Genomic DNA, 15,147 nt, shown 5'->3' with positions numbered 1-15,147 from the left:
GCAGATCACGCCTCAGCATCGCGCGGTGGATAGACTTCGTGCACGACGTCGTCGATCCAGTAATCGGTGAGGCCGGGCACCGGACGAATGCTCACGTCGATATTTTCGCCGTCGATGTCGTAGACCACCGCCCCAAGCCGTGCAGCGCCGCTCATCGGCGGCGCCAGTTTCTCACCGACCAGAAAGCCGGCCGCCGGCCCCCAAATGTAGTGCGTGCCGTTCAGCCGGATTTCGTGCCAGCGATGCAGATGTCCACTGGCCACGATCTCCACCTGGTAGCGTTGCAGCAGATCGAGAAGGGCGCGGCGCGGCTCCGGCTTGACCGACCAGTAACCGGTGTCGGCCTCGGTCGGTAATTCTATGAACAGCGGCCGGTGGGTGAACCAGGCAAGGCGACGCCCCGCAGCATCGGCCATCGCGGCCTCGAGCCATTCGGTCTGCCGCGCCTCTTCGGGGCCGCCGCCGAAGATCATCGAATTGAGGCCGATCAGGCGCCAACCGTCCACATCGCGTAGCCAGCGGTCGTCGCCGAAGTGGCGGCGAAAGCGATCGAGCCGCTCGCCATTTACCGGCTGATGCGGATTGCCGACCTCGCCGACGTCATGATTTCCCGGAACCGCCACGACAGGGACGCCGAGCGAGGCCAGTTGGGTCGCGCAATATGCTGCGTCGGTTTCCTGATCGGCCGCATCGACCGTCACGTCGCCGGTATGTATGACGAGATCTGGCTTATGCTGCGCGATCCAACGGGCAAGTGGCGCCCAGTTCGCGTCGAAGTGCTGCTTGCTCGGGCTGAGATGCGTATCGGAAATCTGAATAACTCGGACCATGACGCCTCTGCTTTGGGTCGCGTGTCATGCCGTGCGTTGGGCGCGCAGCGGTCTGTCGTTCGAATCGAATGCGCTGCCCCGCGCCGCGCGGAGTGGTCATTGTAGTCGTGAGATCTGAAGCTTCCGGCGCCCTCCCTGGCTGACGATGCCGCTTAAGCCGCTTGTGTCATCTCAATCAACTATACATATGATCTGTCCTTGTGACAAATGTAATTCACACAAGACAAGCGGATCATGCGCGGATGTGAGCAACCGGGTGTGTCGTCTGACCAGGGACGGAAACTTCGGTCTGCGCGGTCGCGATTGAATGGCGCAGCGTCTGCGCAACCTGGATTCACATGACCGACCGACATGATCGAAGCCGATATCTCCAAGCTGAGTGCTCGAGGGCCTTTGATGCGTGTCCTATGAGTGGCGTGTGCCCTCTCGCTGAGCGTTTGCGTGACGCGTTCACCGGGACTCCGAAGACGCGATTTCCACTTCCAATTCGTGCATATGTGGTTCTAGAAGAGCCAGGTTGCGGAAGCCTCGTCACACCAGATTTCTTAATCGTTCCAATCACATCAAGGGTCGGGCAGAGGCGGAATATCTCAGTAAAATTAACGGGTTAGATCGGAAGTTTTCCATGGCCCCGATGTTGGATTGGAGCGAGAGTTCTACTTTTTCAATCGGTTAGGAAGCGGCGTGCGCACGACGTGTGCACCGGGAGATCAAAGAAAATCTCGAGAGCGCCAACGGCCTCCATCCGTTTGAGAGCACGACGAGCGTATATTGCCTGCCAATCCGCTCAGCCTGAGCTACGGCTGTGAATCTGAGCGTCGGTTTGCGCTAGGTGTTGGTTTGTGGAGAAGCGCGATCGAGCCGCATAGATAGCTAAATGCTTCGGCGCTCGCGCAGCTTGCGGAAGTCGTCACCGGCGTGGTGTGAGGATCGCGTCAGTGGCGTGGCCGAGACCATGAGAAATCCCTTGGCATAGGCGGTCTTCCGATAGGCCTCGAATTCATCAGGGGGCACGAAGCGCATCACGGCATGGTGCTTGCGCGTCGGCTGGAGATACTGGCCGATGGTCAGGAAATCGACGTCGGCGGAACGCAGATCGTCCATCAACTGCAGCACCTCGCTGCGGTCCTCGCCGAGGCCGACCATGATTCCCGATTTGGTGAAGATGCGCGGGTCGAGCTCCTTCACGCGTTGCAGGAGTCGGACCGAATGGAAATAGCGCGCACCTGGACGCACCGCGAGATATTTTGACGGCACCGTTTCCAGATTGTGATTGAGCACATCTGGCCTTGCGGCAACGACCGTCTCGAGTGCGCCGTGCTTGCGCAGGAAATCAGGCGTGAGGATTTCAATTGAGGTCGCCGGGCTCATTGCGCGGATCGCCGCAATTGTGGCTGCGAAATGGGCGGCCCCGCCGTCGGCGAGGTCGTCGCGATCGACCGAGGTCACGACCACATGCTCGAGCCCAAGCTTGGCGACGGCGTCGGCGACCTTGCCGGGCTCGTCGGCATCGAGTGGGTCGGGCAGGCCGGTGCGCACGTTGCAGAACGCGCAGGCGCGCGTGCAGGTGTCACCCATAATCATGAAGGTCGCGTGCTTCTTCGCCCAGCACTCGCCGATGTTGGGACAGCCGGCTTCCTCGCAGACGGTCACGAGCTTGTTTTCGCGCACGATACGTCGCGTCTCGGTCCATTGGGCGGAGCCGGGGGCTTTCACGCGGATCCATGCGGGCTTCTTTTGTAGCGGCGTGTCCGGGCGGTTGACCTTTTCGGGATGGCGCGGCCGATCGGTCCGCAGCTTCGTTCGCGGATCGTCGTTGAGGAAATCAAGTAGCACCGTCATGCGCCCACCCCTTGCGATGTGCGAGAGCCGAACATGGCGGCGGCTCCGCTCAGATTGTGCGACACGTTCCGTCTTGCGCGAGCCGTGGCGCGACAACAACGCCGTCCCGCGCGCGGTCGCCGACATTCAGCTATCGCGGTGAAGCACGTCAACATGATTTGTGGTCCCGCGTTGATTCACGCGGTGACCGGGCGCGCTGCCTTGCGCGGGCGCTTTCGTTCCCGACGTGCAAGGCCGGTTACCGGCATCGCGCGCGGCATTCGGAACCCTCCATCTGCTGATCCGAGATTTCGGGCGATGCTCTAGCCGGTTTTCCGGAGCTTCAGACGGATCGAGCCCGGATGCATGGGCGGGGGCTCCGACCCGCCCGGTAAAACCGAGCAAGTTGAACGACATCGACGCGAATGCCGTTCTTTTCGCGGTCTGGCATGAATGCTGCTTAAGCATCTGCCAAAAGAAGCGACAGCTTCAGAACATGCAGCGCGAGGGGACGTTCAGATGCCAGCCAACACACAACCCATCACCTGAAACGACCGGGACATCACCCGATCGGCATTGCGCGTGTCCGCATGAATGCGGACCGCAATGAACGTTGGCACGCGACTGCGGCTTGGCATGCAATGGAGAAGGTAATGACGATCGCGGACGCTCACGATCAGGACCCGCAGGAAACCCGGGAATGGCTCGATGCCCTGTCGGCGGTCCGGGGGCACCGCGGCAACGAACGCGCGGAGTTCGTCGTCAATGCGATGCTCGACGCCGCGCGACGCGGTGGCCTTCAGATCGAGCAGTCGCTGACGACACCCTATTGCAACACGATCCCGCTGGAGCAGCAGCCGGCGCTGCCGGGCGACCGCGCGATCGAGCACAAGCTTCGCTCCATCATCCGCTGGAATGCGCTGGCGATAATTCTGCGCGCCAACAAGGAGAGCTCGGAGCTCGGTGGCCACATCGCCAGCTTCCAGTCTGCCGCCACGCTCTACGACATCGGTTTCGGCCATTTCTGGCACGCACCGACCGAGACCCATGGCGGCGACTTGATCTTCGTGCAGGGGCACTGTTCCCCCGGCATCTATGCGCGGGCCTTCCTTGAGGGGCGACTGAGCGAGGAGCAGCTCCTCAGCTTCAGGCAGGAGACCGGCGGCAAGGGTTTGTCGAGCTATCCGCATCCCTGGCTGATGCCGGACTTCTGGCAGTTCCCGACGGTGTCGATGGGGCTGGGGCCGTTGATGGCGATTTATCAGGCGCGGTTCTTGAAATATCTCGAGAACCGCAAGCTGGCCGAGACGTCCAACCGGAAGGTCTGGGCGTTCATGGGCGACGGCGAAACCGACGAGCCGGAATCGCTCGGCGCGATCTCGCTCGCCGGCCGCGAGAACCTCGACAATTTGATCTTCGTCATCAACTGCAATCTCCAGCGGCTCGACGGGCCCGTCCGCGGCAACGGCAAGATCGTGCAAGAGCTCGAAAGTGTCTTCCGCGGTGCGGGCTGGAACGTCATCAAGGTGCTATGGGGCTCGGGCTGGGACCGCCTGCTGGAGAAGGACAAGAGCGGGCTGCTGCTAAGGCTCATGGAAGAATGCGTCGACGGCGAATACCAGGACTTCAAGAGCAAGAGCGGCGCCTACATTCGCGAACACTTCTTTGGCAAGTACGAGGAAACCAAGCAGCTCGTCTCTGACATGAGCGACGACGAGATCTGGCAGCTTGCGCGCGGCGGCCACGATCCCGAGAAGGTTTTTGCCGCCTACACCGCGGCCGTGAACCACAAGGGCCAGCCCACGGTCATTCTGCCGAAGACCGTCAAGGGCTACGGCATGGGCGAGTCCGGCGAGGGCCAGATGATCGCCCATCAGGCGAAGAAGATGACGCAGGACGCGCTGCGCGGCTTTCGTGACCGTTTCCAGGTGCCGGTCGCCGACGCGGACCTGGCCAAGGTGCCTTTCCTCCGGTTGCCGGAAGATGGTCCGGAGATGAAGTATTTCCGGGCGCAGCGCGAAAAGCTCGGCGGCTACCTACCGCAACGCCGGCGGAAATCCGCGTCCTTGCAAATTCCGCCGCTCTCGACGTTCCAGCGGCTGCTCGAAAACACCGGCGAGCGCGAGATCTCGACGACGATGGCCTTCGTGCAGTTGCTCGGTGCGCTCGTGCGCGACAAGGTGATCGGCAGGCACATCGTGCCGATCGTACCGGACGAATCCCGCACCTTCGGCATGGAGGGCATGTTCCGGCAACTCGGCATCTACTCGTCGGTCGGCCAGCTTTACAGGCCGCAGGACGCCGATCAGCTGATGTACTACCGCGAAGACAAGAGCGGACAGGTCTTCCAGGAGGGAATCAACGAGGGCGGCGCGATGTCGAGCTGGATCGTTGCGGCGACGTCCTACTCGACGAACAACGTGCCGATGATCCCGTTCTACATCTACTACTCGATGTTCGGCTTGCAGCGCGTCGGCGATCTCGCCTGGCTTGCAGGCGACATGCGGGCCCGCGGCTTCCTGCTCGGCGGCACCGCCGGCCGGACTACGCTGAACGGCGAGGGATTGCAGCACGAGGACGGCCACAGCCACGTGCTCGCCGCGACCATCCCGAACTGCATCTCCTACGATCCGACCTTCGCCTATGAGGTCGTGACGATCGTCCGCGAAGGCATGCGCCGGATGTACGAGGCGCAGGAGGACGTCTACTACTACCTCACCCTGATGAACGAGAACTATCCGCATCCCGCGCTTGCCGATGCAGGCGAAGGGGCGGAGGAGGGGATCCTCAAGGGACTCTATCTCCTGAAGAACGGAGGCGAGACCGCGAAGAAGGGCCTCCGCGTCCAGCTTGTCGGGTCGGGCACGATCCTGCGCGAGGTGATCGCGGCCGCCGATTTGCTCAAGGCAGACTTCGGCGTGACCGCTGACGTCTGGAGCGCAACCAGCTTCAACGAGCTACGCCGCGATGGCATGGCGGCGGAGCGCTGGAACCTGCTGCATCCGACCGAGCCGCGTTGCGAGAGCTGGGTGGAATCGCAGCTCAAGGGACATCCAGGGCCGGTCGTGGCCTCCACCGACTACATGCGCAACTACCCCGACCAGATCCGGGAATATGTCCAGGCGGCCGGGCGTCGCTACGTCGTGCTCGGCACCGACGGGTTCGGCCGCAGCGACTACCGCGTGAAGCTTAGAAATTTCTTCGAGGTCGACCGGCACTACGTCGCGGTCGCGGCGCTCAAGGCGCTCGCCGATGAGGGGACGATCAAGCCCGCAATCGTGGCCGAGGCCATCGCCAAATATCAAATCGATGCCGGGCGCGCTGCGCCTTGGACTGTTTGAGCCAGGGAGCCGAGGGCAGAGCGATGAGTGGTCTGATCGACATCAAAGTTCCCGATATCGGCGACTTCAAGGAAGTCCCGGTGATCGAAGTATTCGTCAAGCCGGGCGACAAGGTGAAGGCGGAGGACCCGCTGGTTGCGCTGGAATCCGACAAGGCAACCATGGAAGTGCCGTCGCCGCGCGATGGCGTGGTGAAGGCCGTGGTCGTCAAGGTTGGCGACGAGGTCAGCGAAGGCGTGGTGATCGTGCAGTTCGAGGGCGCGGGCGCCGAGCAGGTCGAGACTCGCCCCGTCGTCAGCGCACCGCCGTCGCCGGTTAGCGCGCCGGCCGGTGTCGCCGAGGTGCGCGTTCCGGATATCGGCGACTTCAAGGACGTTCCGGTCATTGAAATCTTCGTCAAGCCCGGCGACAGCGTCAAGGCTGAGGATCCGCTGATCGCGCTGGAATCCGACAAGGCGACGATGGAAGTGCCGGCGCCCCTCTCGGGGACCGTGCGCGAGATCAAGGTCAAGACCGGCGACAAGGTCAGCGAGGGCGCGATCATTCTCGTGCTCGCGACCAGCGATGCGTCCACGACGGCCGCCTCTGCGGCGCCTGCGCCTGCAGCAGTGTCGTCGGCGCCCGCAGCGGCTCCCGTGGCGCAAGTCGGCGGGGTCGACGAAAAGGCCTTCGCGCTCGCCTATGCCGGACCGGCGGTGCGCAAGCTGGCACGCGAGATGGGTGTCGATCTCGGCAAGGTCAAAGGCTCCGGTAGTCACGGCCGTATCGTTCGCGAAGACGTCGAGGCCGTTGCCAAGGGCGGGGCGTCCGCCGCCAAGCCGCAGGCGGCGCCCGCAAGCGGGGGCGGTGTCGGCGGCATCGATCTGCTGCCCTGGCCCAAGATCGATTTCGCAAAATTTGGCCCGGTCGAGCGCAAGGAGCTCGGTCGCATCAAGAAGATTTCGGCAGCCAATCTGCATCGCAACTGGGTCGTCATCCCGCATGTCACGACCCATGACGAGGCCGACATCACCGAGCTCGAGCAGTTCCGGGTCAAGATGAACAAGGAGCTGGAGAAGAGCGGCGTGAAGCTCTCGCTGCTGCCGTTCATGGTGAAGGCAGCCGTCGCGGCGCTGAAGAAGTTTCCGGAGTTCAATGCCAGCCTCGACGGCGACACGTTGGTCTACAAGAACTACTGGCACGTCGGCTTTGCCGCCGACACGCCGAACGGACTGATGGTGCCCGTCATCCGCGATGCCGACAAGAAATCGGTGCCTGACATCGCCAATGAGATGAACGCGCTCGCCAAGCTTGCGCGCGAAGGCAAGATCAAGCCAGACCAGATGCAGGGCGGCACCTTCTCGATCTCCTCGCTCGGCGGCATCGGCGGCATCTATTTCACGCCGATCATCAACGCGCCGGAAGTCGCGATCATGGGCGTGTGCAAGGGATACTGGAAGCAGCATTCGCCTGACGGCAAGACCTGGACGTCACGCCTGACCTTGCCGCTGTCGCTGTCGTGGGACCACCGCGTCATCGACGGTGCGGCGGCCGCACGTTTCAACGTCTATTTCGCCAGCGTGCTCGCCGATTTGCGGCGCGTGCTGTTCTGAGATCGGGAGTAGGGCAGCATGGCTCAGCAGGTCGAAGTGAAGGTGCCTGATATCGGCGACTTCAAGGACGTCGCGGTGATAGAAGTCATGGTCAAGCCCGGCGAGACCGTTGCGGTCGACACCAGCCTGATCATGGTCGAGTCCGAAAAGGCGTCGATGGAGATTCCGTCCTCGCATGCCGGCGTTGTCAGGGAGGTCAGGGTCAAGGTCGGCGACAAGGTCAGCGAAGGGGCCGTCATCCTCATGCTGGAAGCCGCGGGCGCCGCGGCCACGCCGCCGCCTGCCCCCGCCGCCGCGGCACCGACTCCTGTCGCAGCATTCCATTCCGGCAAGGCGGATATGGAATGCGACATGCTGGTGCTCGGCGCCGGTCCCGGCGGCTACTCCGCCGCCTTCCGAGCCGCCGATCTCGGCATGAAGACCGTGTTGGTCGAGCGTTACGACACACTCGGCGGCGTCTGCCTCAATGTCGGGTGCATTCCGAGCAAGGCGCTGCTGCATACGGCGTCCGTCGTCGACGAGGTCAAGCACCTCCCGGACCACGGAATCTCCTTTGGCGCGCCGCAGATCGATCTCGGCAAGCTGCGTGCGTTTAAGGACGGCGTGATCAAGAAGCTGACCGGCGGCCTTGCCGGAATGGCAAAGGCCCGCAAGGTCGAGGTCGTGACCGGCGTCGGCGCCTTCCTCGACCCGCACCATCTCGAGGTTACCTCGGCAGGCGGCAAGAAGACGATCAAGTTCGCCAAGGCCATCATCGCCGCCGGCAGCCAGGCCGTGAAGCTGCCGTTCCTGCCCGAGGATCCGCGCATCGTCGACTCGACCGGCGCCCTGCTGCTGACATCGATCCCGAAGCGCATGCTGGTGATCGGCGGCGGCATCATCGGGCTGGAGATGGCGACGGTCTATTCGACACTCGGCGCACGCATCGACGTGGTCGAGATGCTCGACGGCCTGATGCAGGGCGCTGACCGCGACCTGGTCAAGGTCTGGGACAAGATGAACGCGCGTCGCTTCGACAAGGTGATGCTGAAGACCAGGACGGTCGGTGGGAAGGCCACCGAGGCCGGGATTGAGGTCTCCTTCGAGGGCGAGCAGGCGCCGTCGGCGCCGCAACTCTATGACCTGGTTCTGGTCGCGGTCGGCCGCAGCCCGAACGGCAAGAAGATCGGCGCCGAGAAGGCGGGTGTCGCGGTGACCGATCGCGGATTCATCGACGTCGACAGGCAGATGCGGACCAACGTGGCGCATATCCTCGCGATCGGCGACATCGTCGGGCAGCCGATGCTGGCCCATAAAGCCGTGCATGAAGGTCATGTGGCCGCGGAAGTCGCCCATGGCGAAAAATCCTATTTCGACGCGCGGCAGATTCCGTCCGTGGCCTACACTGATCCCGAAGTCGCCTGGGCCGGCAAGACGGAGGATCAGTGCAAGGCCGAAGGCATCAAGTTCGGCAAGGCGGTTTTCCCCTGGGCAGCCTCCGGCCGCGCCATCGCCAACGGTCGTGACGAGGGTTTCACAAAGCTTCTGTTCGACACGGCGACGCAACGCGTCATCGGCGGCGGCATCGTCGGCACACATGCGGGCGATCTGATCAGCGAGGTCTGTCTCGCGATCGAGATGGGCTGCGAGCCCGCGGATATCGGCAAGACCATTCATCCGCATCCGACGCTCGGCGAGTCCATTGGCATGGCGGCGGAGGTCTTTGAGGGCCACTGCACCGATCTGCCGCCGCAGAAGAAAAAGTAGGACTGCCCGCGCGGAACGCAGCGAAATGAGGGAGGAGGCATAATGTCTGGAGCGACCAGTGCGACGGTCGATAAGAAGGCCGTGACGCAGAAGAAGCCATTTTACCGGGTGCTCTACGTTCAGGTGCTCGCAGCTATCGTGCTCGGCATTATCGTCGGTTGGGTCTCGCCCGAACTCGGCAAGAACGAGTGGATCAAGGCGATGGGCGACGGCTTCGTCAAGCTCATCAAGATGGTGATTGCGCCCATCATCTTCTGTACCGTCGTCTCCGGCATCGCCCACATCTCCGAAGTCAAGAAGGTCGGCCGGGTGGCGATCAAGGCGCTGATCTATTTCGAGATCGTGTCGACGCTTGCACTGGCACTCGGCTTGATCGTCGGCAACGTGGTGCAGCCTGGAGCGGGCTTTCAGGGCCAATCCAACGCCGCTGCCGTCGCGGGCTACGCCAAGCAGGCGAGCGAAATGAGGTCGATCGATTTCGTCCTGCACGTCATCCCGGACACCGTCGTGGGAGCGTTTGCGCAGGGAGAAATCCTGCAGGTCCTGCTGTTTGCAATCCTGTTCGGCTTTGCGCTGATGGGGCTCGGCGAGCGCGCCCATACCGTGCGGGCGTTCATCGATGACGTGGCTCACGCGATGTTCGGCGTCATCTCGATCATTGTTAAGGCGGCCCCGATCGGTGCGTTCGGTGCGATGGCCTATACGATCGGGCGGTATGGTCCGCAGGCATTGGGCAATCTCGCTGGGCTTATCGCAACCTTCTATGTCACTGCGCTCCTGTTCGTCTTTGTGGTCCTTGGTCTGATCGCCCGCTTCGCCGGATTCTCGATCTTCAAGTTCCTCCGATATCTGAAGGATGAATTGCTGATCGTGCTTGGCACGTCGTCCTCGGAGAGCGCGCTTCCGCAGATGATGGAGAAGCTCGAGCGCCTCGGCTGCTCCAAGCCGGTCGTTGGCCTCGTCGTGCCGACCGGCTACTCCTTCAATCTGGACGGCACCAACATCTACATGACGTTGGCGACGCTGTTCATCGCCCAGGCGATGAACGTGCAGCTCAGTTTCGGCGAGCAGTTGACGATTCTCGTCGTTGCCATGCTCACCTCGAAGGGCGCATCGGGGATCACGGGTGCCGGCTTCATTACGCTGGCCGGCACGCTCGCCGCCGTCAGGCCGGAGCTGCTTCCCGGCATGGCGATCGTGCTCGGTATCGACAAGTTCATGAGCGAATGCCGCGCGCTGACCAATCTCTGCGGCAACGGTGTTGCCTGCGTGGTGGTGGCCTGGTGGGAGGGCGAACTCGATCGCGAGAAGCTGCGTGTCGGTCTCGAGCGCGACATCGATCCGACAGACTTCGAGACCGCCGTGGCAGAGGGCAGGGGCATCTAGCGATTGGATCGCGAGAGATTTAACAGACAGACAAGAGGAAATGGTCATGACTGATGTGGTGATTGTGTCCGCCGCGCGAACGCCGGTCGGCTCCTTCAACGGTGCACTTGGATCGCTGACCGCGCACGAGCTCGGAGCCGTCGCGATCAAGGGTGCCCTCGAACGCGCCAAGGTCTCGCCTGAAGATGTCGATGAGGTCATCCTGGGCCAGGTGCTGTCCGGCGGTGAGGGGCAGAATCCGGCGCGGCAGGCCGCCATGGCGGCCGGCATTCCGCAGGAGAAGACGGCGTGGGGCATGAACCAGCTCTGCGGCTCGGGTCTGCGGTCGGTGGCGCTCGGGCTGCAGCAGATCGCCAATGGCGACGCAAAGGTCATCGTTGCCGGCGGCATGGAGTCGATGTCGATGGCGCCGCATCTGTCGCATATGCGTGTCGGCACCAAGATGGGTGACGTCAAATTCGTCGATTCCATGCTGAAGGACGGCCTGATGGACGCCTTCCACGGCTACCACATGGGCGTCACGGCGGAGAACATCGCCGCCAAATGGCAGATCACCCGCGAGGAGCAGGACGCTTTCGCCACCCGCTCGCAGAACAAGGCCGAGGACGCGCAAAAGGGCGGCCGGTTCAAGGACGAGATCGTTCCCGTCACCGTCAAGACCAGGAAGGGCGACGTTGTCGTCGACCAGGACGAGTATATCCGTGCCGGCACGACGCAGGATGCTCTCGCCAAACTTAAGCCCGCCTTCAACAAGGAAGGCTCGGTGACTGCGGGCAACGCCTCGGGCCTCAACGACGGCGCGGCCGCGCTGGTGTTGATGAGCGCGGAGGAAGCCAGCAAGCGCGGCCTGACGCCGCTTGCAAAAATCGTCTCTTGGGCGACCGCCGGCGTCGACCCGGCGGTAATGGGTTCGGGGCCAATCCCGGCCTCGCGCAAGGCACTGGAAAAGGCCGGCTGGAAGGTCGGGGATCTCGATCTCGTCGAAGCCAACGAGGCCTTCGCGGCCCAGGTCATCGCCGTCAACAAGGACATGGGTTGGGATCCCTCGATCGTGAACGTGAACGGCGGTGCCATCGCCATCGGTCATCCGATCGGTGCGTCTGGCGCCCGCGTGCTGACGACGCTGCTGTTCGAGATGCAGAAGCGGGGTGCGAAGAAGGGGCTTGCAACGTTGTGCATCGGGGGTGGCATGGGCGTCGCCCTGACGGTCGAACGGTAGCAGAGAACATCGGCCATAAGCGCCGGAGCAGAATGAACGCGGACGGCACCACACCATCCGCGAACGACAGCGGCTGGCCGTGCGCCGGCAAAAGAACAACCGATCAGGATCAGGAGGAAATCATGTCCAGAGTTGCGGTGGTGACCGGCGGAACGCGCGGCATCGGCGAGGCGATCTCGGTCGCACTCAAGGCGGCCGGCTACAAGGTGGCGGCGAGTTATGCCGGTAACGACGAGGCAGCTGCGAAGTTCAAGAGTCAGACCGGCATCAACGTCTACAAATGGGACGTCTCGAACTACGAGGCCTGCGTCGCCGGCTTGAAACAGGTCGAGGCCGACCTGGGGCCGGTCGATGTGCTGGTCAACAACGCCGGCATCACCAAGGACGGCATGTTCCACAAGATGACGCCGGAGCAATGGTACGCGGTCATCAACACCAATCTGAACTCCCTGTTCAACATGACGCGGCCGGTGTGGGAAGGCATGCGCGAGCGCAAGTTCGGTCGCGTGATCTGCATCTCCTCGATTAACGGCCAGAAGGGCCAGATGGGCCAGGTCAACTACTCCGCTGCCAAGGCCGGAGACATCGGCTTCGTGAAGGCGTTGGCCCAGGAGGGCGCCCGCGCCGGCATCACCGTCAACACGATCTGCCCCGGCTATATCGCCACCGAGATGGTCAAGGCGATCAGTCCGGAGATCGTGGCCAAGAACATTCTGCCCCAGATTCCGGTCGGCCGTCTGGGTGAACCGCAGGAGATCGCGCGCGCGGTGGTGTTTCTCGCCTCCGACGATGCCGGCTTCATCACGGGATCGACGATATCGGCGAATGGCGGCCAGCACATGATCTGAGGCCGCATGCCGGCCTCCCGAACCGAAGAATCAAGTCGAGGAACACGATGGACCAGGATCTCAGGGAAGCCGCTCTCGAATATCATCGCCTGCCGACGCCGGGGAAGATCTCCGTGGTTCCGACCAAGGCGATGGCCACCCAGCGCGATCTGGCGCTGGCGTATTCACCTGGTGTGGCCGAGCCCTGCCTGGTCATCGCCGAGGATCCGTTGCAAGCGGACGTGTTGACGGCCCGCAGCAACCTCGTCGCCGTCGTCACCAACGGCACCGCCGTGCTCGGCCTCGGCAATATCGGCGCGCTGGCCGGAAAACCGGTCATGGAGGGCAAGGCGTGCCTGTTCAAGAAGTTCGCAGGCATCGACGTGTTCGACATCGAACTCGCCGAGGAGAATCCCGACGCGCTGATCGAGACGATCGCGCGGATGGAGCCGACCTTCGGCGGCATCAACCTCGAGGACATCAAGGCGCCGGAGTGCTTCTACATCGAGAAGAAGCTCCGCGAACGGATGAAGATACCCGTCTTCCACGATGATCAGCATGGCACCGCGATCATCGCTGCAGCCGCGATCCTCAACGGGCTGAAGCTGGTCAAGAAGGACATCGCCGAGGTCAAGCTGGTCTGCTCCGGCGCGGGTGCTGCGGCGCTCGCCTGCCTCGATCTCATCGTGAGCCTTGGATTGCGCCGCGAGCGCATCATCGTGACCGACGCCAAGGGTGTCGTGTATGCCGGCCGTACCGAAAGCATGGACGACAACAAGGCGCGCTATGCCGTGAAGACGGATGCGCGGAAGCTGGACGACATCATCCAGGATGCGGACATCTTCCTCGGACTGTCGGCCGGCAAGGTGCTGACATCAGACCTGGTCAGGAAGATGGCTCGCGATCCCCTGATCTTCGCGATGGCCAATCCGGTTCCGGAGATCATGCCGGAAGACGCGCTGGCGGTTCGTCCCGATGCGATCATCGGCACGGGGCGTTCGGACTATCCCAACCAGATCAACAACGTCCTGTGTTTCCCGTTCATCTTCCGTGGCGCGCTCGATTGCGGTGCGACCACCATCAACGAGGAGATGAAGCTGGCGACGGTCCGCGCACTCGCAGACCTCGCCATGGCCGAGGTTCCTGAGGTGGTCGCAACCGCCTACAAGGGCGAGGACCTTCGCTTCGGGCGCAACTATCTCATTCCAAAGCCGTTCGATCCACGTCTCATCGAGATGATTGCGCCGGCGGTGGCAAAGGCGGCCGCCGATACCGGTGTTGCAAGGCGCCCGATCGCCGATATGGACGCTTATCGGCAGAAGCTGAGCCGTTTTGTCTACCAGTCCGGCAATGCGATGCAGCCGGTGTTTTCGGTGGCGAAGGGGAGCGGAAAATCCCTCGTTCTGGCCGAAGGCGAGGATGAGCGCGTGCTGCGGGCAGCACAGGTCATCGCTGACGAGCGGATCGCGAAGCCGTTGTTGCTCGGCCGGCCTGCCACCATCGAACAGCAGATCAAGGCTTTCGGTCTCCGGCTCAGGCCCGGCCAGGACTGCGAGATCATCGATCCGCACGATGCGCAGGTCTATTCCAAATGCGCTGACGTGTATCATGCGCGCAGGAGGCGCGATGGCGTATCGGCGGCCCTCGCGCTGTCGGAGACGCGGAGCAATGCGACGGTGCTGGCGTCGATCCTGCTCGAGCGAGGGATCGGCGATGCGATGCTTTGCGGAGTGATCGGGCGAACCGCCGATCACCTGGCGGCGATCAAGAACGTGATCGGAACGCGGGACGACGTGCGGACGCTCGCCGTAATGCAAATGCTCATTCTCCCGCAGCATCAGCTGTTCATCTGCGACACGCATTGCAATCTCAATCCGACTGCCGAGCAGGTTGCCGACATCGCGCTGCTGGCGGCCGCCGAAGTCAGGCGATTCGGCATCACGCCTCGAGTGGCGTTGTTGTCGCATTCGAGCTTCGGCAGCTCGGCGGTGCCGGAGGCGCACAAGATGCGGGAGGCGCGCACGATCATCCGCGCGCGCTCGCCCGATCTGGCCGTGGAAGGCGAGATGCGCGGCGACGCGGCGCTGTCGCAGTCGGTGCGTGACCACGAGTTTCCCGATTCCGGTTTCGTAGGTCCGGCGAACGTGCTGGTGATGCCCAATCTGGACGCGGCCAACATCTCGTACAATCTTTTGCGGATGGCTGCGGGGCAGGGGCTGACGGTCGGCGGCATTTTGCTCGGCGCGGCCAAGCCCGCCCACATTCTCACGCCATCCTCGACCGTCCGCCGCATCGTGAACATGGCTGCCGTCGCAGCCGCGGATGCGGTGTCCGAGAGAGCCTGATCGGAAGGACACGATTGGGCGGACTGTGAACGCGATCGGG

The 15,147-nt window shown here is 63.1% G+C and carries 9 protein-coding genes; 7 read left to right on the top strand and 2 right to left on the bottom strand.

Going from position 1 to position 15,147, the window contains the following annotated elements; all coding sequences use genetic code 11:
- Positions 1-5 precede the first annotated feature (5 nt).
- Together XI03_RS38765 and lipA are read right to left on the bottom strand one after the other, a co-directional pair.
- A complete protein-coding gene (locus tag XI03_RS38765; protein WP_271595068.1) occupies positions 6-830 on the bottom strand; it encodes a metallophosphoesterase family protein in 825 nt (274 codons plus the stop codon).
- An 873-nt stretch (positions 831-1,703) separates the two neighbouring features.
- Positions 1,704-2,672 (bottom strand): lipoyl synthase, encoded by a 969-nt coding sequence (gene lipA, locus XI03_RS38760; RefSeq protein ID WP_038946239.1) that lies wholly within the window; start codon positions 2,670-2,672, stop codon positions 1,704-1,706.
- 632 nt (positions 2,673-3,304) lie between these two features.
- Here lipA and aceE point away from each other — a divergent pair.
- The 7 genes from aceE to XI03_RS38725 all read left to right on the top strand — a co-directional run bounded on the left by aceE (position 3,305) and on the right by XI03_RS38725 (position 15,107).
- A complete protein-coding gene (gene aceE, locus XI03_RS38755; RefSeq protein WP_271595067.1) occupies positions 3,305-5,992 on the top strand; it encodes a pyruvate dehydrogenase (acetyl-transferring), homodimeric type in 2,688 nt (895 codons plus the stop codon).
- Positions 5,993-6,015: 23 nt separating this feature from the next.
- Positions 6,016-7,584 carry a dihydrolipoyllysine-residue acetyltransferase gene (locus XI03_RS38750; RefSeq protein WP_271595066.1) on the top strand — a complete coding sequence of 523 codons (1,569 nt, stop codon included), beginning with the start codon at positions 6,016-6,018 and terminating at the stop codon, positions 7,582-7,584.
- A gap of 18 nt (positions 7,585-7,602) precedes the next feature.
- Positions 7,603-9,330 carry a dihydrolipoyl dehydrogenase gene (gene lpdA / locus XI03_RS38745; protein ID WP_271595065.1) on the top strand — a complete coding sequence of 576 codons (1,728 nt, stop codon included), beginning with the start codon at positions 7,603-7,605 and terminating at the stop codon, positions 9,328-9,330.
- A gap of 42 nt (positions 9,331-9,372) precedes the next feature.
- Positions 9,373-10,716, top strand: a complete 1,344-nt coding sequence (locus XI03_RS38740; protein WP_028145339.1) for a dicarboxylate/amino acid:cation symporter — start codon at positions 9,373-9,375, stop codon at positions 10,714-10,716.
- A gap of 46 nt (positions 10,717-10,762) precedes the next feature.
- On the top strand, positions 10,763-11,935 hold the full coding sequence (locus XI03_RS38735) for an acetyl-CoA C-acetyltransferase (RefSeq protein WP_442869797.1): 1,173 nt from the start codon (positions 10,763-10,765) through the stop codon (positions 11,933-11,935).
- Between the two features lie 122 nt (positions 11,936-12,057).
- Entirely contained in the window at positions 12,058-12,783 is a 726-nt protein-coding gene (phbB, locus tag XI03_RS38730; RefSeq protein ID WP_212246819.1) for an acetoacetyl-CoA reductase, read from the top strand.
- Between the two features lie 47 nt (positions 12,784-12,830).
- Positions 12,831-15,107: an NADP-dependent malic enzyme gene (locus XI03_RS38725; protein ID WP_271595063.1), complete on the top strand. Its 2,277-nt coding sequence runs from the start codon at positions 12,831-12,833 to the stop codon at positions 15,105-15,107.
- Positions 15,108-15,147: the final 40 nt, after the last annotated feature.

Source organism: Bradyrhizobium sp. CCBAU 65884 (assembly GCF_028128835.1).
Classification (GTDB): Bacteria; Pseudomonadota; Alphaproteobacteria; order Rhizobiales; family Xanthobacteraceae; genus Bradyrhizobium; species Bradyrhizobium ottawaense.
Note: the sequence above shows the minus strand (reverse complement) of the source record. Positions and strands in the feature narration are given on the sequence as shown.